Consider the following 18631-nt stretch of genomic DNA (forward strand, 5'->3'; position numbering starts at 1 on the left):
AATACTGTTCATGAAAGATCAGAAGTCGAAGAAAAACGATTACAAAAAGCCGCTTGTCATCTCGGTTGCTTTACACGTGGTGCTGGTGGTGGCCTTGCTATGGGGCACGGACTTTACGATGTCCAAACCCGAAGTCAGTGGTCGGATGGTGGAAGCTGTGGTGATTGACCCGAATTTGGTCAAGCAGCAGGCACAGCAGATTCGCAGCCAACGGGAAGCAGCCGCAAAGCAAGAGCAGGAGCGGCTGGATAAGTTGCGCCGCGAAAGCGAGCAGTTGGAAAAGAACCGAAAAGAGGCTGAAGAGCGTATTCGCCAGTTGAAAGAACAACAAGCGAAAGACGCGAAAGCGGCTCGAGAAGCTGAAAAGGCTCGCCAACAGAAAGAACAAGAGCAAAAAGTTGCCGCAGAAAAAGCGAAACAGGAACAAGCACGCGCTGCTAAAGCTGAAGCCGAACGTAAGCTGAAAGAAGAAGCAGCGAAGAAAGCTGAAGCAGAACGAGCAGCTAAAGCCGCGGCGGCAGCGAAAGCAGAACAAGAGCGAGTCGCGCGTGAGAAAGCGGCTCAAGAAGCGCAAGAAAAGGCGCGTAAAGAGCGCGAAGCGGCTGCCAAAGCGGAACAAGAACGTATCGCGAAAGAAAAGGCAGCCAAAGCTGCGGCTGAAAAAGCTCGTATCGAAAAAGAGCGCGCGCAGCAAGCTGAGCGAGAACGCAAAGAACAAGAAGCCGCGTTGAACAATATCTTCGCCGGCTTGGAAACGGAATCGCAAAACAACTCAGCGGCACGCTCGCAGCACGTTACCAGTGAAGCGCAACGTTGGGGCGCGATCTACACGCAGCTGATTCAACAAAACTTGTTATTGGAAGATAGTTTCAAGGGAAAGCAGTGTAGGGTGAATCTGCGCCTCATCCCTACTGGAACAGGCGCGATTGTAGGCGATCTTCGTATTCTTGATGGTGACAGCCGACTGTGTGCGGCCACCAAACGTGCGGTGGCCCAAGTGGGGACCTTCCCACTGCCAAAGAAAGATGAATCTGACGTCATCGAAAAGCTAAAGAACATCAATTTAACCGTAGTACCAGAGTAAAAAGGAAAAGCTTGTGTTAAAGCGATTAATGTTAGGATGCCTGCTTGTGGTATCAAGCAGCGTGCAATTTGCCAATGCGGCGTTGGAGCTGGTGATCACCGACGGTATCAATTCCGCGCGTCCAATTGCGATTGTTCCTTTCAAATGGGAAGGAAAAACCAAACTGCCACAAGATGTCTCTGGCGTGATTGCCTCGGATCTTCAGCGCAGTGGTAAATTTAGCCCCATTCCAACCAACAAAATGCCTCAAACGCCATACAACGAAGCCGACGTCAAATTCGACGCATGGACTAGTATTGGTGTCGATGCGCTACTGACCGGTAGTATTACCCAAAATGCCGATGGCAACTACGTCATCAACTATCAATTGGTCGATGTGGTGCGAGGTCAGTTAACCCAAGGCCAAAGCCGTGCGTTAAGTTCTGATGGTCAACTGGTCTTGTCGAAAGATCATGTGCTGTTTAATAAAGTGGCGACGGTTCCGGCCAAGCGCATGCGTGAATACGCGCACCGTATTGCTGATCTGGTGTACGAAGAACTCACTGGTGAACGTGGCGCTTTCTTAACGCGCATTGCTTACGTGGTGGTGAACGATAAAGATGCTTATCCTTATCAGCTGCGTGTGGCCGACTACGACGGTTACAACGAACGTTTGGTGTTGCGCTCGAAACAACCGTTGATGTCGCCTGCTTGGTCTCCAGACGGTAAGAAACTTGCCTATGTGAGCTTTCAAAACGGCCAGGCAGAAATTTACATCATGAACATTTATACTGGTGAGCGTGAAAAAGTGACGTCATACCCACGTCACAATGGGGCGCCAAGATTCTCTCCGGATGGAAAAACGCTGGCCTTGGTTTTATCAAAAACCGGTAGTTTGCAGGTCTACACATTGGATCTGACCAGCCGCAAGCTGACGCAAATTACGAGTGGTCGGTCAAATAACACAGAACCTTTCTGGAATCCTGATGGTAAATCCCTGATATTTACATCGGATCGGGGTGGTAAACCACAGATATATCAAGTAAATTTGACAGACGGTGCGACCAAACGTCTGACCTGGCAAGGTAGCCAAAATTTAGGTGGCCAAATTACGCCGGATGGCCGATTCCTCGTGATGGTGAATCGCAGTAACTCTGGTTTTAACTTGGCAAAACAAGACTTGGAAACCGGTTCTGTGCAAATTCTGACGAAGACTTTGCTTGATGAGTCTCCAAGTATTGCACCGAATGGTGGTATGGTCATTTACAGTTCTATCTATAACAAGGCAAACGTATTGTCTATGGTGTCGATAGATGGACGATTTAAAGCTAGATTACCGGCAACTAATGGGCGCGTTAGAGCACCTGCTTGGTCTCCGTTTTTATAGCAACTAACTATTACATAGTAAGGAAAATAAGATGCAACTTAACAAGGTTCTTAAAGGGCTACTGATTGCGCTACCAGTACTAGCAGTGACTGCATGTAGTTCAAGCGACGAAGCGGCAAACGCTTCTGGTTCTGAAACTAACCAAACTACGTCAGGTACAGCAGGCAACGTGGATACAACCGTTGTTTCGCCAATGGACGAGAATGCACAACTTTCTGAACAAGAGTTGAAAGAACAAGCGCTTCGTGAAACTCAAACCATCTACTTCGCATTCGACAACGCAACAATCGCAAGCGATTACGAAGAAATGCTAGCAGCGCACGCTGTATATCTGACTAAAAACCCAAGCCTGAAAGTGACTATCGAAGGTCACGCAGACGAGCGTGGTACTCCAGAGTACAACATCGCACTGGGTGAGCGTCGTGCGCAAGCTGTTGCTAAATACCTAGAAGCACTGGGTGTTCAAGCTGACCAAATCGCTATCGTAAGCTACGGTGAAGAGAAGCCGCTACTTCTAGGTCAAACTGAAGAAGTATACGCGAAGAACCGCCGTGCTGTTCTAGTATACTAATTGAGGATGAACCTCATGTTCAGTAACCTAAAGCGCGTGTTTACGCTTACGTTACTGGCAAGTGCAGCGAGCGTTTCGTTCGCTGCACCAGCTCCAGTATCTGACCTGAGTAACAGCAACAATTCCGCGTCTGCGACACGTTCTGGTGCGCCAGAAGGTGAGGTGGCACGTCTCGAACGCTTGCTAGAAAACCGTAATCGCATGCAGTTGCAAATGCAAAAGCAACTGGACGATATGTCCTTGGAAATTAATGAATTACGTGGGCAGATAGAACGAAACAACTACGACATGCAGCAAATGCTGGAGCGTCAGCGCGAATTGTTTGTCGAGCTGGATAACGTTCGTAGTGACATGAAAAAACGTCCGGCTGCGGCTGCCGTGGCAGATACCAGTCAAAGTGAAGAGATTCCGGCTGGTACATTCAGCAGTGATGCTGACGAACAAGCTGCCTATGAAAATGCCGTCGATCTGATCTTGAAAAAACGTGATTACGCTGGCGCAATCGCTGCGTTTCAACAGTTTCAGAAAGACTACCCTAATTCAAATTTCGCCTCGAATTCGCATTACTGGCTAGGCCAGCTCTATTTTGCGAAGAAGCAAGATCCAGAAGCGGTGAAGAGCTTCGCGGCTGTGTTGGCATACAAAGATTCCAACAAGCGTGCGGATGCGATGGTCAAACTTGGCGATATCGCCAAGCGTAATAACAACGCAGCACAGGCAAAGAAATACTATCAGCAAGTTGTGGATGAATATCCAGACAGTGCATCTGCCAAAGTGGCAAAAGAAAATCTCAAGTAGTCAAAAGGTCGCATTCTGCGGCCTTTTTTGTCTCTGGTGTGTTGCGATAATGGACAGCTTGGATACCATGTTATGGCACCAATCACTTTTGCCTATCGCTGAGGTTACAGTGTACAATGCCCGGATTAAGGAAGTTGCGTAGAGCAAGAGCAATGAGTCATATACTGGATAAGATAGACACGGTTTACCCGTTCCCTCCCAAACCGATTCCGTTAACAGAACAAGAAAAACAAACGTATATCGCAAGTATCAAACAACTGCTGAAAGACAAAGATGCAGTGTTGATTGCCCACTATTACACCGATCCTGAAATTCAGGCACTGGCTGAAGAAACGGGCGGCTTTGTCGGTGATTCCCTTGAAATGGCTAAGTTTGGTAACCGCCATCCTGCCAGCACGCTGATTATTGCCGGTGTGCGCTTCATGGGGGAATCCGCCAAAATCCTTACGCCCGAAAAACGCATTTTGATGCCAACACTGGAAGCGGAATGTTCGCTTGATTTGGGCTGCCCAGCAGACAAATTCACAGAATTTTGCGATGCGCACCCAGACCACACGGTGGTGGTGTATGCCAATACGTCCGCGGCGGTCAAAGCACGGGCAGACTGGGTTGTCACCTCTAGCATTGCGTTAGAAATTGTGGAACATCTGGATGCCGATGATAAAAAAATCATCTGGGGGCCGGATCGCCATTTAGGTTCATACATCGCCAATAAAACGGGTGCAGACATGCTGTTGTGGCAAGGCGAATGCGTCGTGCACGATGAGTTCTCTGCCGATGCGCTGAAAAAAATGAAGTCGCTGTATCCTGATGCTGCCATTTTGGTGCATCCGGAATCACCTTCCAGCGTGGTGGAATTGGCAGATGCTGTCGGTTCAACCAGCCAACTGATCAAAGCGGCCAAATCGCTGCCACAGAAAAAAATGATTGTGGCGACGGACAAAGGCATCTTCTTCAAGATGCAGCAAATGGTGCCAGAAAAAGAGTTGATCGAAGCACCAACCGCTGGTGCTGGTGCGACCTGTCGTAGCTGCGCTCATTGCCCGTGGATGGCGATGAATGGTTTGAAGGCGATTGAACAGGCCTTGCGTGATGGCGGTGAAGCGCATGAAATCTTTGTGGATGAAGCGCTCCGTGTGAAATCACTGATCCCACTTAATCGCATGCTGGATTTTGCTGAACAACTGAACATGCAAGTCAAAGGCAACGCGTAAGCCGTCAGCGAGTTTTCATTGACCGCAAATCCATCGAAAAAGCCCGTCCATTGGACGGGCTTTTTTACATCATATCGATCACTGCTGCTCAGCCAGTGCCACCCCACGTTGGGTCAGGCCACATAGCATCACTGGAATCGCATTGTAAATCTCTTCAAACTGATCAAGGCCTTCTAAACCTTGTTCAGCCAAAGTTGCGAGCGAGGTTTCCGGATCATAGAGCATGCTCAGCGAGAGCAACACACCACCGAGCAGTGCGTTGTCCTGGCTCTCTTGCGGCATCAGCACTTCCCAGTCATCGCGCGCGAGCTGCCAGCCTTGCAGTGTGCCTTCACAAAAATCGCGTGCGGCTTGATTGATGATCTCTTCTTCATCCAGTTCACAGCCTTCTGGCCATGCCCAACTGCCATTTAACAGCGCTGGGCGATAGACGTTCCACATGTCGATGATGTGTTGAAAATAGCTTTCCATCACTTCGGCGTCGGTAAATGGCGCAACTTCTTCTCCGCCCCATAAGAATGGCAGCCACTCTTCGGGTGGCAGAATGTTGGGAGCGGAAGCCATCGCTGTCACAAAACCACGGGTCTTCGCTTCGTTTAGCAGTCGGTCTTCTAACTCAGGTAAGGCAAGAATATCGTGTAACGTCAAAATAGAGTTCCATACTTATCTGGGGAAAATAAGCGCCCATCTTACCCTCAAACGCACCTCAAAGGCGAATTAGTTGCATCAAAACCGAATGCTTTGCGAACAAAAGAGAGCGGTGTCTGAATCACGAAATCAATGAATAAAACATTTTACTCAATAACTTATTCACTATACTTGTACAAACGGAAAAATTTCAAAGGCTTATGGAAATACGTTCCTCACTGAAACGCAAAAGTATGCTCGCTCTGGGCGTATACCTGTTTTTCTTCCTCGCGACGATAGGAACGGTGACCTATTGGGTGGTGGAAGCCCCTTTTCGCCAAGAGGTACAGCAGAATCTGGATTTGCGCGCGACGCTGTTAGCGACACAAGTGCGGGAACCGCTGAACAGCTCCATCGGCGTGTTACAGAGCATTGTGAGCATCGGCCAAAGTGGGCAAGGGCAGACGGAGCAAAGCCGAATGCTGCGGTCGCTTTTCTCCATTCTTGACGGTGTGGTGATTAGCGGCGGATTGTGGCCAACGCCCAACAGCATTGTGCCTGATCGTCAGTACACCAGCCTGTTCTTCAACCGCGCCAGTGATGGCAAGGTTGATCAATTGATCTCTTGGAACAATCCGGCGGCCGGTGGTTATGACCGTGAAGCGTGGTATCTGTCGGCGGTGGATGAACCCAAAGGCAGCGTGACGTGGTCGCCGGTCTATGTGGACTCTTACACCCAAGTGCAGATGATCACCGCCTCCGCGCCGTATTACGTGGATGGACATTTTGCGGGTGTGGCTACGGTGGATTTGTCGCTCGAAGGCTTTGTGGATTTTATTGCTGATCACGCAGAGGAATATGGACTTGGGATCAAACTGTATGATGCCTATGGGTCGATCATCAGTGAGCACAATTTTCATTTACGCCGCGGCGCGTATGTCAGCCGCTACCCGTTTGGCGATTTTCATTGGCAGTTGGAAGTGGTCAATGCGCGTCGATTGGTCAACGAGCAAGTGTATGAGTTGATCTCGGGCGTGGAGCGTGGGCTGATTCCGTTGCTATTGCTGTGCGTCATGTTCGGTTATTACCTGCTTAATCGCTACTTGATTAAGCCGATTGTGGTGATTGCTCAAAAAGTGGATGAGTCGATGGAAGGCGGCATCATCGATGTGCCGTACCACAGCCAAGATGAAATCCGTTACCTTATCGATACCTTCAATCAAAAAACCGTGTATCTCGAAGCGGAGAAAGTCAAAGCCCAGGCTTCAACCAAAGCCAAGAGTGCGTTCTTAGCGACCTTGTCTCATGAGATTCGTACACCGATGAATGGTGTGTTGGGAACCGCGCAAATTCTGTTAAAAAGCGACCTCAAACCGCGACAACGTCAGCAGATGAAGAGCCTCTACGAGTCCGGTGAACACATGATGACGCTGCTGAATGAAATCCTCGACTTCTCCAAAATAGAGCAGGGCCATTTGGAGCTCGATCGCAGCAGTTTTCCGCTGGATTCCATCATTGGTAGCGTCACCAGCGTTTACTCCACGTTGTGTAACGAAAAAGGGCTGCAATTTAAAGTCTATTCGCAAATTGAAGAGAACCGTTGGTATTACTCAGATAAAGCACGCCTGCGCCAAATCCTATTCAACCTACTCAACAATGCTGTTAAGTTCACCTATCGCGGGTTGGTCGAGGTCATTCTTGAAGAAGAAATTGTTGGCGAGCAGTTGTATCTCATCATTCAAGTGCGTGACACCGGCATCGGCATTCCCAAAGACGCGCAAAACAAAATCTTCAAACCGTTTGAGCAGGCGGAATCGTCTACCACACGTCGTTTTGGTGGCACTGGGTTGGGGCTGGCCATCGTCAAGCAGATCACCGAATTGATGCGCGGTTCTGTCAACGTGGTGAGTGAAGTGGGCATTGGAACCAGTTTTACCATTCGCGTGGCCATTGATGCGACGGAGTCACAAACCACCACCACGAAACCACTGCGTCACGTCAGTTACACAGGATTGCGAGTACTGATCGTCGAAGACAATCGCACCAACAGCGTCATTCTGGAAACTTTCATGAAAAACAAAGGTTTTGAGTGCTCGTGTGTCGAAAATGGCGCTTTAGCGATCAAAGCCGTCAAAGATGGTCATTACGACCTCATCTTGATGGATAACCACATGCCAGTTAAAGATGGCGTTGAAGCGATTGATGGCATTCGACGCTTGGATAGCGACAAAGCCAAAGTGCTCATCTTTGGCTGCACCGCAGATGTTTTTAAAGAAACGCGCGAGCAGATGCTCCATGCGGGCGCCGATTTTATTATTGCCAAACCGATTGACGAAAATGAACTAGACGATGCGTTATATCGTCATGCCAATGCCCTGTATCAATTTCAGACGCATCAGCGAAAGCCCGTGTTCTCCGGTTCAACCGAAGAGCTATTGGTCAAACTCTATATTGCTTTGGATAATCAAGCCGTTGATGACGCGCTGGAAATCACCGAATCATTGCAACAAACCCTTCCACTTCCTGCCGATCACCAGATTGTCCACGTTCTGGAACAGACCCTTGAATCGTTAAGAAGAGGGCGCGTTCCCTCACACGATCAGATCGATCTTTTAACGGTCTTACTGACTGAATTCTGTAATTAAATTACAAATAGAGCGCAAAGTTAAACGATTGTCTTGTTAATTAGTTGTAAATATTAGCGGGAGTGGCTACTTTTCTCTCACTTTTTGGTAGTTTATTTACCATTTGAAACGAAAAACGGAACCTAAAACTAATATTTGTGTGATTTAATAGCGCCATAATCTGGATGAAATGTAATATCCAGTCATCTATTTTATTAAATCATTTAAATTGCAGTTAAATATTTCATTGATGAGGGTGTAAATGAAACCACGTGGTCCGTTTTGTATCAGACACGCAGCCGCGGATACATTTGCCATGGTCGTGTTCTGTTTTGTCGCTGGAATGATCATCGAGATCTTTATTTCAGGTATGACGTTTGAGCAGTCGCTGGCTTCGCGTACGCTCTCGATTCCGGTCAACATCGCCATTGCATGGCCGTATGGCGTCTTTCGAGATTTCGTGTTGCGTCAAGGTCGAAAACTGTCGACCGGGAGCGTGATGAAGAACATCTCGGATTTGGTGGCGTATGTCTTGTTCCAGTCACCGGTTTACGCGGCGATTTTGTACACCGTTGGCGCGTCAAGCGAACAGATCATCACCGCGGTGGCCAGTAACGCATTGGTGTCTTGTGGCATGGGCGTGCTGTATGGTTACTTCCTCGACATGTGTCGCCGTTGGTTTAAAGTGCCAGGTTACTATCAAAACATCTGAACGCGGTGATTTTGTGCGAATTAGCCAATTAGTAAGCAAACAAACCACATTGTCCGCTTTTTTTAGGTTTTGCTCTTGACCATCTTCAGCAGAATCATTAAATTAGCGCCTCGTTAGCCGATAAGGTTAACACAACGGTGAGTTGTCCGAGTGGCTTAAGGAGCACGCCTGGAAAGTGTGTATACGGCAACGTATCGAGAGTTCGAATCTCTTGCTCACCGCCAAATTCTAAGCCCCAGCAGAAATGCTGGGGCTTTTTCGTTTCTGTAATCTTAATCAGATGCGCTTCGGCGTGACGCCACGTTTAACGCGACAAGCTAAAAATTATGAGTGGCTTCATAGGACGCCTCGATGCATATGGGTTAGACTGAAAGCTACCTCATTGTTTTATAAGAATGTATTGATGACGTCGAAAGAGCGCAGAGCTGAAATTCTCAGTTATATCCAACTTCATCAGCGTGGCACGGTTCGCTATTTCTCAAAGCGCTATCAAGTGTCCGAAGTCACCATCCGCCACGATCTGAACATCCTTGAACGACAAGGTTGTGTGACGCGTTGCTATGGCGGCGCGCTGATCAACGCGCAATTTGCATTTGACCAACCATTGCACGATAAAAAACAGTTAAATCAGGACATCAAAAGCCAGCTCGGTGCGTATGCTGCCTCGCTGGTGGAAGACGGTGACACCTTAATTCTCGACTCCGGCTCGACCACAGAGCACATTGCATTTCATTTGACGCATAAAAAGCAGCTGAAGGTGATGACGAATGCCATCAACATTGCGTACCACCTGGCCAATCACGAAGACATTGAAGTGATTGTGACGGGAGGGGTGATGCGCAAAAATTCGTATTCATTGCATGGCGAGTCCGGCGAAGCGCTGCTCGGCCAGTTTCGCTTCAATAAACTGTTTTTGGGTGTGGATGGTTTTGATAAGTCTGCGGGGATCACCACGCCCCATTCGGGCGAGGCCAACATCAATCGCAGCATGGTGGCGGCGGCTCAGATGGTGATCGCCGTGGCGGACTCTTCGAAATTTAACCGGCAAAGTTTCTGTTTAATCGCGCGTCCAGAACAGTTGGACATGCTGATTACCGATAGTGGCATTCCTGACGATTATCACCGTGAATTGGTGGCGATGGGGGTGGATGTGCGTTTGGTGGACCGGCTGCCAACGGCCTGATGATTGCCTCCTTTTCACCATGTGCCCCAAAGGGTGACCGCTGAATTTTAAGCTGACTTTCGCAAAGTGTGATCTCACGCAGGTCATGATGTGAAATTGCGCCGCTTTTTTAACCACTGCTTTCCCTTTCACTTTCACTTCCCTTATTTCCTTGAATTTCTGCGGTTAACCCTCGTTTGACTGTCGAATTATCGAAAGATTAACCTTTCACTTTTTGCGAAGTGAAAGGTTTTTTGTCGTTAAATCGAAAGGTTTTCCGCTGTGATCTGGCTTTCATTTTTCTCAAACAGCCCCTGATTAAATAAAAACACAACGAAGCGAAAGCTGTGGAAAGCCAACTGAAAGGCAACGAAAGGGGAGAACAGTGATGACCAGCGCAGAACGTCGACAACGAATCATGTCTCACATTCAGCAACACGGCTCGGGCAAAGTGGATGATTTCGCGCTGACCTTTAATGTCTCTGCCGTCACGATTCGCCATGACCTCAATGTGCTTGAAAAAGAAGGCTGTGTTTTTCGCTGTTATGGCGGCGCAAACCTCAATCCCAATTTCGCGTTTGACCAACCGCTACATCGAAAAGATCAACTAAATCGCACGACCAAACAGATGATTGCTTTGGCAGCCGCGCAGTTAATTAGCGATGGCGAAGCCGTCATTCTCGACTCCGGCTCAACCATCGCGTTGATGCCTCAGCATCTGACCCAGAAAAAATTAGTCGTGATGACGAATGCACTCAACACCGCGTACCAACTGAGCCACAACGACAATGTGGAGCTGCATGTTATTGGCGGCAGTTTGCGCCGCGCATCTTGTTCTCTGACGGGTCACCATGGCGAACAACACATTCGTTCCTACTTGTTCGACAAGTTGTTTTTAGGGGTGGATGGATTTGATTTACACGCCGGTATTACCACGCCCGATAGCCATGAAGCACAAGTGAATCGCGCCATGTGCGATGTGGCGAGGCAAGTAATTGCGGTGACGGATTCAAGCAAGTTTGGCCGTAAAAGCTTTTGCCTGATCCGCGCAGCCAACCAGATCGATGTGCTGGTGACCGACAGCCTCATTCCGCACGCCACGCATCAAGCGCTGCTGGAGATGGGGGTGGACGTCATCATCGCAGACCACATTTCCTCACACCGTAAGTTGAACTAGGACAAACCATGAAAACGCTACTCTCGTTAATTCAGCAACATAAACAAGGACAAGCCAAGGGGATCTACTCCGTGTGTTCTGCGCATCCTCTGGTGTTGGAAGCCGCGATCAAACAAGCGGCGCGCGATGATCAACTGGTGTTGATCGAAGCGACATCCAACCAAGTGAACCAGTTTGGCGGCTACACCGGCCTAACCCCGCGCGCGTTTGCCGATGATGTGGTTGCTTTGGCGGCGCGCTTGAATTTTCCGAAAGAGCGCTTGGTTTTGGGCGGCGATCATCTTGGTCCAAACTGCTGGCAGCATTTGCCTGCACGACAAGCGATGGAGTATTCCGCGCAGCTGATTCACGACTACGTCACCGCCGGTTTCAATAAAATTCATCTCGATTGTTCGATGGCTTGCGATGGAGACGACACGCCGCTCTGTGAAGCGGTGATGGCCGAGCGTGCGGCGCAGTTGTGTATGGTCGCTGAGCAAGCGTGGAAAAGCCGGGGTGGCGAAGCGCCGTTGTATGTGATTGGCACGGAAGTACCAATTCCGGGGGGCGCGCTTGAATCGTTGCACGAGCATGACATGCAAGTGACGCAGCCAGCGCAAGCCATTGCGACGTTGAATGCGCATCATCAAGCATTCAGTGATTTAGGGTTGGCGTATGTCTGGCCACGTGTGATTGGCTTGGTGGTGCAGCCTGGCGTGGAGTTTGATCACCATGATGTGCATCACTATCAAAGCCAAAAAGCACAACCACTGAGTCAAATGATTGAGCACCAGCCACACTTGGTGTTTGAAGCCCACTCGACCGATTACCAAAACCCTTCGGCTTATCATGCGCTCGTGCGTGACCATTTTGCGATTTTGAAAGTGGGGCCTGCGCTGACGTTTGCATTGCGTGAAGCACTCTTTGCGTTAGATGCGGCAGAGAAAGAGTGGTTGGGCGCGCATCACGCCTCCCACCTGCGCAACACCATCGAACAAGTGATGCATGAACAGCCCAATCACTGGCGTTCTCATTATCAAAGCAAAGGGCATCAGCAATTCTTAGATTGCACCTACAGCCTGAGTGACCGCATTCGTTATTACTGGGCGCATTCGGATGTGCAAGCAGCGCAGCAGACCCAGTTGACCAACCTTATTGATAACCCCTTACCGACGACGTTATTAAGCCAATACTTGCCCAATCAGGCTCGAGCGATTGCGCAGCAACAGATTGCCAATCATCCCGCGGAGATCATCATTCACAAAATCATGGAAGTGACTCAGCGGTATGCCGATGCTTGTTATCGCAATGAGGCTGAGTGTCAGGAGACGATTTAATGACAACTTATTTAGGTTATTCATCCGCTTGGCTTGCCGAACATCGCGCGATTCATACGGCTCAAGAGATCTCGCATCAGCCCGTGTTGTGGCGTGCGTTGGCGCAAAGTTTGGCGCTGCAAGCGGAACGCATCGACGGCTTTCTTGCGCCACTGTTACAGCGTGACGACCTACGAATTATTTTGACGGGCGCGGGCACTTCTGCGTTTGTTGGGGATGCCGCGGCGCCGTTTTTGCAGCCGGAATTGAATTTTCAAGTGGCGTCGATTCCAACCACGGACCTGGTGTCTAACCCAGAGCAGTATCTGGATGCCGCCAGTCCGACGTTGCTGGTTTCTTATGCGCGTTCTGGCAACAGCCCGGAAAGTGTAGCCGCGGTTGAGCTGGCGGATCAGCGAGTCAACGAGTGCTATCACCTGTTCCTCACGTGCAATGGCGATGGTGAACTTTCTCGTTACGCCGAACACGCTCCGAATGCGTTGTGCGTATTGATGCCAGAAGGTTCAAACGACAAAAGCTTTGCCATGACTTCCAGCTTTAGTTGCATGTTAATGGCCACGCTGGCGCTGCTGGGCGCTTCATCAATGGCGGCAGTGCGTGCCACTGCCGAGTTGTGTGAACGCAAATTGGCGGAGTGGCCAAGCGCCGTCAAACAACTGGCTGCACTGCCTTACGAACGCTTGATTGTGTTGGGTAGTGGCGGATTTTCTGGCCTTGCCCGTGAAGCGTCGCTCAAGTCATTAGAGCTGAGTGCAGGCCACGTGATGACGGCGTTTGACTCTTCATTGGGTTTTCGCCACGGGCCTAAATTTACCATCAACCACCAAGCTTTGGTGATTCAACTACTGTCGAGCGATGACTACACGCGTCAATACGATGTGGATCTGCTGCGTGAAATTCGCCGTGATAATCAGGCGCTGCGTCATGTGGCGCTGACCGAAGCGCCCCTCGATGAAGAAGACGTTTTTGAGTTGGGGCGTTTGAACCTTGGCGACCGCTGGCTCTGCTTCCCATACATCCTGTTTTGCCAAATGTTGGCGTTTGAAAAATCGCTTCAACTGGGGCTGGGGCCAGACAATCCGTGCCCGACCGGCGAAGTGAATCGCGTTGTGCAAGGCGTCACCATTTATCCCTATTCACCACAACCTGATGTGAATCAGTAAGGACCGGATCATGCCAAATATTGTACTCAGCCGAATTGATGAACGTTTGGTGCATGGCCAAGTGGGCGTGCAATGGGTGGGATTTGCCGACGCCAACATTGTGGTGGTGGCCAATGATGAGGTGGCCGCAGACACCATTCAGCAGAACCTGATGGAGATGGTGCTGGCAGATGGAATCGCCATTCGTTTTTGGACGGTGCAAAAGACCATCGACACCATCCATAAAGCGTCGGACCGTCAGCGCATCTTGTTGGTGTGTAAGACTCCGCACGACTTTCGCCGCTTGGTGGAAGGTGGGGTTCCGATCGCCGCGATCAACGTGGGCAACATGCATTACATCGATGGCAAAACACAAATTTCTAAAACGGTTTCGGTGGATGCCGAAGACGTGGCGGATTTTCAACAACTCAAAGCACTCGGCGTCCGCTGCACCATTCAGGGCGTCCCGACAGAAAGTGCAACAGACCTCTTCACTCTACTCTGATTAAGGATATTCACTATGGAAATAGGACTCTTTCAGGCGTTGATGTTGGGCCTACTGGCCTTCTTGGCCGGTCTTGACCTCTTCAATGGCCTGACTCACTTTCACCGGCCGGTGGTCTTAGGACCGTTGGTTGGCCTGATTCTCGGTGATTTACACACCGGGATTTTGGTCGGCGGAACGTTAGAACTGATCTGGATGGGGCTTGCGCCACTGGCTGGCGCGCAGCCGCCCAATGTCATCATTGGCACCATCGTGGGCACCACTTTCGCTATCACGACCAACGTGGAACCAAACGTTGCAGTTGGGGTTGCCGTTCCCTTTGCGGTCGCGGTTCAGATGGGCATCACCTTACTGTTCTCCGCCATGTCAGCGGTGATGTCGAAGTGCGATGAATACGCCAAGAATGCCGATACTCGTGGCATTGAACGAGTGAACTATTTCGCGCTGGCGGTGTTGGGGAGTTTTTACTTCTTGTGTGCTTTTTTGCCCATCTATCTGGGGGCTGACCATGCAGGTGCGATGGTTGCGGCGCTCCCGAAAGCATTGATTGATGGCCTAGGGGTTGCGGGGGGCATTATGCCGGCGATTGGGTTTGCCGTGCTGATGAAAATCATGATGAAGAATGCCTATATTCCGTACTTCATCTTAGGGTTTGTCGCCGCCGCTTGGCTTCAATTACCCATTTTGGCAATTGCTTGCGCCGCCACTGCGATGGCCATTATCGATTTTATGCGCAAGTCAGAACCAACGCCTGTTAACGCTTCAGCCGAGGATCTTGAAGATGGAATCTAATGTAATCAACCAAGCGGTGCCGCAGAGTCAGACCACCGTTCAGCCTGCGTCAGGCGTTTCTGCCGACGAATATGAGAACAAAGCGATTGGGGCCGAGCTCACCAAAGCCGACATCAACAAAATGGCTTGGCGTTCGCTGCTTTTGCAAGCGTCCTTCAACTACGAACGTATGCAAGCCTCAGGTTGGCTTTACGGATTGCTTCCGGCACTGAAAAAGATTCATACCAATCAAGCGGATCTATCCAAAGCAATGCAAGGACACATGGGGTTCTTTAATACTCACCCATTTTTGGTCACGTTCGTGATGGGTATTGTGCTGGCGATGGAACGCTCTAAACAGAACATCAACAGTATTCAGAGCACCAAAATTGCTGTCGGTGCGCCGATGGGCGGCATTGGGGATGCCATGTTCTGGCTGACACTGCTACCCATCTGCGGCGGTATCGGTGCGGACCTTGCGCTGCAAGGTTCCATCATGGGGGCGGTGTTCTTCTTTGTGTTATTTAACGCGGTGCATTTTGGCTTGCGCTTTGGTTTGGCGCACTACGCCTATCGCATGGGGGTTGCCGCTATTCCAATGATCAAAGCTAACACCAAAAAAGTTGGTCATGCCGCGTCGATGGTGGGGATGACCGTCATTGGTGCACTGGTCGCGACATACGTTCGCCTTGCGACCACCGCTGAAATTACAGCCGGGGATGCGGTGGTCAAACTGCAAGCCGATGTGATTGATAAGTTGATGCCTGCCTTCTTGCCCTTGGTGTACACCTTGTTGATGTATGCCTTGGTGAAACGTGGCTGGAGTCCGTTAAAGCTCATCATCATCACCATGGTTTTGGGTGTGGCCGGGCGATTTATGGGCGTTCTGTAACATCGAATCGCACACAGCAACGGGGCTGAGGTGTCAGCCCCAATCAAGGAGACCTCTATGTTAGCGGTAATACTATCAGGTCATGGCGCGTTTGCTTCGGGCATGGCGCAGGCGGTGCATCAGGTGATTGGTGAGCAAGATCAGTTTCGATTCATTGATTTTCCTGAGCAGATGACCACGCCACAGTTGGAGGCAGCAATGCGCCAAGCTATGGAAGAGATCGACAGTGGCGAAGGCATTGTCTTTCTGACCGATTTACTTGGCGGGACGCCTTTTCGCACCGCATCGCTGCTGAGCCAAGCACGCCAAGATATTGAAGTGATCACGGGAACCAACATGCAGATGACGGCGGAAATGTTGCTCGAAAGGGATGCGCTGTCGCTGCTTGAGTTTCGTAATCTCGCATTGGAATGCGGCCATCGTGGCATCACCTGTTTGGCCGTAGAAATGGCGGCGAAAGCCCCGCTTAGCACAATGGTAGCAGACGATGGAATCTAAATCGCACGCACACTGTTTTCGCGCTCAGCGAGTGCTGCATGGCAAGCAATGGCAGCAAGACGCTGTGGTGACGGTCGATGAAAATGGAACGATCAGCGCCATCGAATCGTATGACGGTCAGCGTCATGCCGATGCGATTCCTCTTGGCCCTGTGGATTTGATGCCGGGGCTGATCGATAGCCATGTGCACGGCAGTCAAGGGTGCGATGTTATGGATGCAACGCATGACAGCCTCAACACCATGTCACGCTATTTCGCCACTTTAGGAGTGACCGCGTTTGTCGCAACAACCGTGACGGCGCCTGTGGCCAAAATTCGGGCGGCACTGGCACAAGTGGCCAAAAGTAAGCACGACGGCGTCGATGGGGCGGAGATTCTTGGCGCGTATTTGGAAGGGCCCTATTTCACCGAAAAAAACAAAGGCGCACACCCGACCCAATGGTTTCGTGAGTTGGCCGTAGAAGAGCTGGAAGATTGGATCTCTTACAGCGACAACCAACTGCTCAAAGTGGCCTTAGCGCCGGAAAAAACTGGCGCGCTGGACGCCATTCGTTATCTCGATGCGCATGGCATTCACGTCATGTTGGGCCACAGCGACGCCAGCTACGAGCAAGTGAAGGCGGCGTTGGCGGCGGGCGCAAAAGGGATTGTGCATTGCTACAACGGAATGCGCGGTCTGCATCATCGCGATCCGGGCGTGGTGGGCGCGGGGCTGCTACATCCGCACTGTTTTGTGGAAATGATTGCCGATGGTCACCATGTGCATCCTGCCGCGATTGATGTTGCTCATCGCTGCTGTGGCTCGCGCATGACATTGATCACCGATGCCATGCGCGCGACTGGCATGCCAGATGGGCAATACACCTTGGGCGAATACCAAGTTGACATGAAGCAAGGGGTGGTCATGACCTCCTCGGGAGGATTGGCTGGCAGCACATTAACATTGCTTCGTGGCGTCAAGAACATTCACCGTTGGCTCAATGTGCCGATTGAGCAAGCGTGGCTGATGGCGTCGTACACGCCCGCCGAATCGTTAGGCATTCAACATCAGCTGGGGAGCTTGGAAGTGGGGAAATACGCTTCTATGGTCGCTGTCAGTTCTGATTTCTCAATTGAAAAAACGTGGGTGAAAGGGCGTCTGGTCTTTGATGCCGCGACCTCACCCCGTCAGGAGGCTCTATGTATCTAATTTCTTCTCGTGAAATGTTAAAGCGCGCTCAACAGGGCGGTTACGCGGTGCCCGCATTCAATATCCATAACCTCGAGACGGTGCAAGTGGTCGTCGAAACCGCGTCTGAAATGGGGTCGCCCGTGATCCTCGCGGGGACGCCGGGCACTTACGAATATGCAGGGACCGATTACCTCATCAGTATTTGTAAGGAAGCAGCGCACAAGCATGCCATTCCGTTGGTGCTGCATTTGGATCACCACGAAGCACTGCCAGACATTCGCAGCAAAGTGGAACACGGCATTCGTTCGGTGATGATCGATGGTTCACATTACGCGTTTGAACAAAATATTGAGGTGGTGAAATCGGTGGTGGCGTTTTGTAACCGCTTTGATGCCAGCGTGGAAGCTGAGTTGGGGCGTTTGGGCGGGCAGGAAGATGATTTGATCGTCGACAGCGCCGATTCATTGATGACGGATCCCGCTTCTGCGGCTGAATTTGTGCGTCGAACTGGCATTGATTCATTGGCGGTGGCCATCGGTACGGCGCATGGTTTGTATAAAGCCGAACCTCACCTCGATTTTGACCGCTTGGAAAAAATCCAGTCGGTGGTGGACATTCCACTGGTTCTGCATGGCGCATCGGGCGTGCCGGACGACATGGTGAGACGTGCGATTGCGCTTGGCGTGTGCAAAGTGAACGTGGCGACTGAACTCAAAATCGCGTTTTCTAACGCGGTCAAAACGCATTTCTCCGAACATCCTGATGCCAACGACCCAAGGAAATACATCACACCAGGGAAAGCGGCCATGAAGCGAGTGGTGATGGATAAAATCCGTCTGTGCGGCAGTGAAGGTCAGTTGTCGTCTCGCTGAGTGTTTCACTCATACTTCCCCCTAACGCTCTAAGTATGAGTCGGGCACTGGTGACAGTGCCCTTTTTTTGTGGCCACCGACGCTGCGTGCAGCGGTCTCCCTGCAGCGCGAGAAAATGTAGACATGAGA

The 18631-nt window shown here is 50.6% G+C and carries 18 protein-coding genes and 1 tRNA gene; 18 read left to right on the forward strand and 1 reads right to left on the reverse strand.

The window, feature by feature from the left end; genetic code table 11:
• Window positions 1-10 precede the first annotated feature (10 nt).
• The 5 genes from tolA (at window position 11) to nadA (ending at window position 5033) form a co-directional block, all read left to right on the forward strand.
• Window positions 11-1084, forward strand: a complete 1074-nt coding sequence (gene tolA, locus ACS18Q_RS05115; RefSeq protein WP_004726411.1) for a cell envelope integrity protein TolA — start codon at window positions 11-13, stop codon at window positions 1082-1084.
• 28 nt (window positions 1085-1112) lie between these two features.
• Window positions 1113-2450, forward strand: a complete 1338-nt coding sequence (gene tolB, locus ACS18Q_RS05120) for a Tol-Pal system beta propeller repeat protein TolB (protein ID WP_086027828.1) — start codon at window positions 1113-1115, stop codon at window positions 2448-2450.
• 31 nt (window positions 2451-2481) lie between these two features.
• On the forward strand, window positions 2482-3021 hold the full coding sequence (gene pal, locus ACS18Q_RS05125; RefSeq protein ID WP_004726409.1) for a peptidoglycan-associated lipoprotein Pal: 540 nt from the start codon (window positions 2482-2484) through the stop codon (window positions 3019-3021).
• A gap of 15 nt (window positions 3022-3036) precedes the next feature.
• Window positions 3037-3819 carry a tol-pal system protein YbgF gene (gene ybgF / locus ACS18Q_RS05130; protein WP_004726408.1) on the forward strand — a complete coding sequence of 261 codons (783 nt, stop codon included), beginning with the start codon at window positions 3037-3039 and terminating at the stop codon, window positions 3817-3819.
• Between the two features lie 152 nt (window positions 3820-3971).
• Complete coding sequence (gene nadA / locus ACS18Q_RS05135; protein ID WP_014205364.1) at window positions 3972-5033, forward strand: quinolinate synthase NadA; 1062 nt, start codon at window positions 3972-3974, stop codon at window positions 5031-5033.
• A 78-nt stretch (window positions 5034-5111) separates the two neighbouring features.
• On the opposite strand, the gene ACS18Q_RS05140 is transcribed toward nadA, so the two are convergent.
• The gene (locus ACS18Q_RS05140; RefSeq protein ID WP_004726406.1) at window positions 5112-5681 is read right to left on the reverse strand and encodes a UPF0149 family protein; all 570 of its coding nucleotides are present in this window, start codon (window positions 5679-5681) and stop codon (window positions 5112-5114) included.
• Between the two features lie 200 nt (window positions 5682-5881).
• Between ACS18Q_RS05140 and ACS18Q_RS05145 the strand changes: the two genes are divergently transcribed.
• The 13 genes from ACS18Q_RS05145 (at window position 5882) to ACS18Q_RS05205 (ending at window position 18502) form a co-directional block, all read left to right on the forward strand.
• Entirely contained in the window at window positions 5882-8305 is a 2424-nt protein-coding gene (locus ACS18Q_RS05145; RefSeq protein WP_441257483.1) for an ATP-binding protein, read from the forward strand.
• A gap of 241 nt (window positions 8306-8546) precedes the next feature.
• Window positions 8547-8996: an L-alanine exporter AlaE gene (locus ACS18Q_RS05150; RefSeq protein ID WP_014205362.1), complete on the forward strand. Its 450-nt coding sequence runs from the start codon at window positions 8547-8549 to the stop codon at window positions 8994-8996.
• Between the two features lie 136 nt (window positions 8997-9132).
• Window positions 9133-9220 (forward strand) — tRNA-Ser (locus tag ACS18Q_RS05155).
• Between the two features lie 179 nt (window positions 9221-9399).
• A complete protein-coding gene (gene agaR, locus ACS18Q_RS05160) occupies window positions 9400-10179 on the forward strand; it encodes a transcriptional repressor AgaR (protein ID WP_014205361.1) in 780 nt (259 codons plus the stop codon).
• A gap of 367 nt (window positions 10180-10546) precedes the next feature.
• Window positions 10547-11335, forward strand: coding sequence for a transcriptional repressor AgaR (gene agaR, locus ACS18Q_RS05165; RefSeq protein ID WP_041942699.1), 789 nt, complete (start codon window positions 10547-10549; stop codon window positions 11333-11335).
• A gap of 8 nt (window positions 11336-11343) precedes the next feature.
• Window positions 11344-12651: a D-tagatose-bisphosphate aldolase, class II, non-catalytic subunit gene (locus ACS18Q_RS05170; protein ID WP_441257484.1), complete on the forward strand. Its 1308-nt coding sequence runs from the start codon at window positions 11344-11346 to the stop codon at window positions 12649-12651.
• Window positions 12651-13814: an SIS domain-containing protein gene (locus ACS18Q_RS05175; protein WP_441257485.1), complete on the forward strand. Its 1164-nt coding sequence runs from the start codon at window positions 12651-12653 to the stop codon at window positions 13812-13814. The genes ACS18Q_RS05170 and ACS18Q_RS05175 overlap by 1 nt, the downstream gene beginning before the upstream one ends.
• A gap of 10 nt (window positions 13815-13824) precedes the next feature.
• Complete coding sequence (gene agaV, locus ACS18Q_RS05180; RefSeq protein WP_441257486.1) at window positions 13825-14298, forward strand: PTS N-acetylgalactosamine transporter subunit IIB; 474 nt, start codon at window positions 13825-13827, stop codon at window positions 14296-14298.
• Window positions 14299-14313: 15 nt separating this feature from the next.
• A complete protein-coding gene (gene agaW / locus ACS18Q_RS05185; protein WP_441257487.1) occupies window positions 14314-15090 on the forward strand; it encodes a PTS N-acetylgalactosamine transporter subunit IIC in 777 nt (258 codons plus the stop codon).
• Window positions 15080-15961, forward strand: coding sequence for a PTS N-acetylgalactosamine transporter subunit IID (agaE, locus tag ACS18Q_RS05190; RefSeq protein ID WP_441257488.1), 882 nt, complete (start codon window positions 15080-15082; stop codon window positions 15959-15961). The genes agaW and agaE overlap by 11 nt, the downstream gene beginning before the upstream one ends.
• A gap of 57 nt (window positions 15962-16018) precedes the next feature.
• Window positions 16019-16459, forward strand: a complete 441-nt coding sequence (gene agaF, locus ACS18Q_RS05195; RefSeq protein ID WP_014205354.1) for a PTS galactosamine/N-acetylgalactosamine transporter subunit IIA — start codon at window positions 16019-16021, stop codon at window positions 16457-16459.
• Window positions 16449-17648, forward strand: a complete 1200-nt coding sequence (gene nagA, locus ACS18Q_RS05200; protein ID WP_441257489.1) for an N-acetylglucosamine-6-phosphate deacetylase — start codon at window positions 16449-16451, stop codon at window positions 17646-17648. The genes agaF and nagA overlap by 11 nt, the downstream gene beginning before the upstream one ends.
• Window positions 17639-18502: a tagatose bisphosphate family class II aldolase gene (locus tag ACS18Q_RS05205; protein WP_014205352.1), complete on the forward strand. Its 864-nt coding sequence runs from the start codon at window positions 17639-17641 to the stop codon at window positions 18500-18502. The genes nagA and ACS18Q_RS05205 overlap by 10 nt, the downstream gene beginning before the upstream one ends.
• Window positions 18503-18631 lie beyond the last annotated feature (129 nt).

This window comes from Vibrio sp. Vf1514 (assembly GCF_052076135.1).
Taxonomy (GTDB): Bacteria; Pseudomonadota; Gammaproteobacteria; order Enterobacterales; family Vibrionaceae; genus Vibrio; species Vibrio furnissii.

Excerpts from the sequence above, each read along its gene's own strand:
- tolA (WP_004726411.1), top strand. The coding sequence starts at position 11 with ATGAAAGATCAGAAGTCGAAGAAAAACGATTACAAAAAGCCGCTTGTC.
- tolB (WP_086027828.1), top strand. The coding sequence starts at position 1,113 with ATGTTAGGATGCCTGCTTGTGGTATCAAGCAGCGTGCAATTTGCCAAT.
- pal (WP_004726409.1), top strand. The coding sequence starts at position 2,482 with ATGCAACTTAACAAGGTTCTTAAAGGGCTACTGATTGCGCTACCAGTA.
- ybgF (WP_004726408.1), top strand. The coding sequence starts at position 3,037 with ATGTTCAGTAACCTAAAGCGCGTGTTTACGCTTACGTTACTGGCAAGT.
- nadA (WP_014205364.1), top strand. The coding sequence starts at position 3,972 with ATGAGTCATATACTGGATAAGATAGACACGGTTTACCCGTTCCCTCCC.
- ACS18Q_RS05145 (WP_441257483.1), top strand. The coding sequence starts at position 5,882 with ATGGAAATACGTTCCTCACTGAAACGCAAAAGTATGCTCGCTCTGGGC.
- ACS18Q_RS05150 (WP_014205362.1), top strand. The coding sequence starts at position 8,547 with ATGAAACCACGTGGTCCGTTTTGTATCAGACACGCAGCCGCGGATACA.
- agaR (WP_014205361.1), top strand. The coding sequence starts at position 9,400 with ATGACGTCGAAAGAGCGCAGAGCTGAAATTCTCAGTTATATCCAACTT.
- agaR (WP_041942699.1), top strand. The coding sequence starts at position 10,547 with ATGACCAGCGCAGAACGTCGACAACGAATCATGTCTCACATTCAGCAA.
- ACS18Q_RS05170 (WP_441257484.1), top strand. The coding sequence starts at position 11,344 with ATGAAAACGCTACTCTCGTTAATTCAGCAACATAAACAAGGACAAGCC.
- ACS18Q_RS05175 (WP_441257485.1), top strand. The coding sequence starts at position 12,651 with ATGACAACTTATTTAGGTTATTCATCCGCTTGGCTTGCCGAACATCGC.
- agaV (WP_441257486.1), top strand. The coding sequence starts at position 13,825 with ATGCCAAATATTGTACTCAGCCGAATTGATGAACGTTTGGTGCATGGC.
- agaW (WP_441257487.1), top strand. The coding sequence starts at position 14,314 with ATGGAAATAGGACTCTTTCAGGCGTTGATGTTGGGCCTACTGGCCTTC.
- agaE (WP_441257488.1), top strand. The coding sequence starts at position 15,080 with ATGGAATCTAATGTAATCAACCAAGCGGTGCCGCAGAGTCAGACCACC.
- agaF (WP_014205354.1), top strand. The coding sequence starts at position 16,019 with ATGTTAGCGGTAATACTATCAGGTCATGGCGCGTTTGCTTCGGGCATG.
- nagA (WP_441257489.1), top strand. The coding sequence starts at position 16,449 with ATGGAATCTAAATCGCACGCACACTGTTTTCGCGCTCAGCGAGTGCTG.
- ACS18Q_RS05205 (WP_014205352.1), top strand. The coding sequence starts at position 17,639 with ATGTATCTAATTTCTTCTCGTGAAATGTTAAAGCGCGCTCAACAGGGC.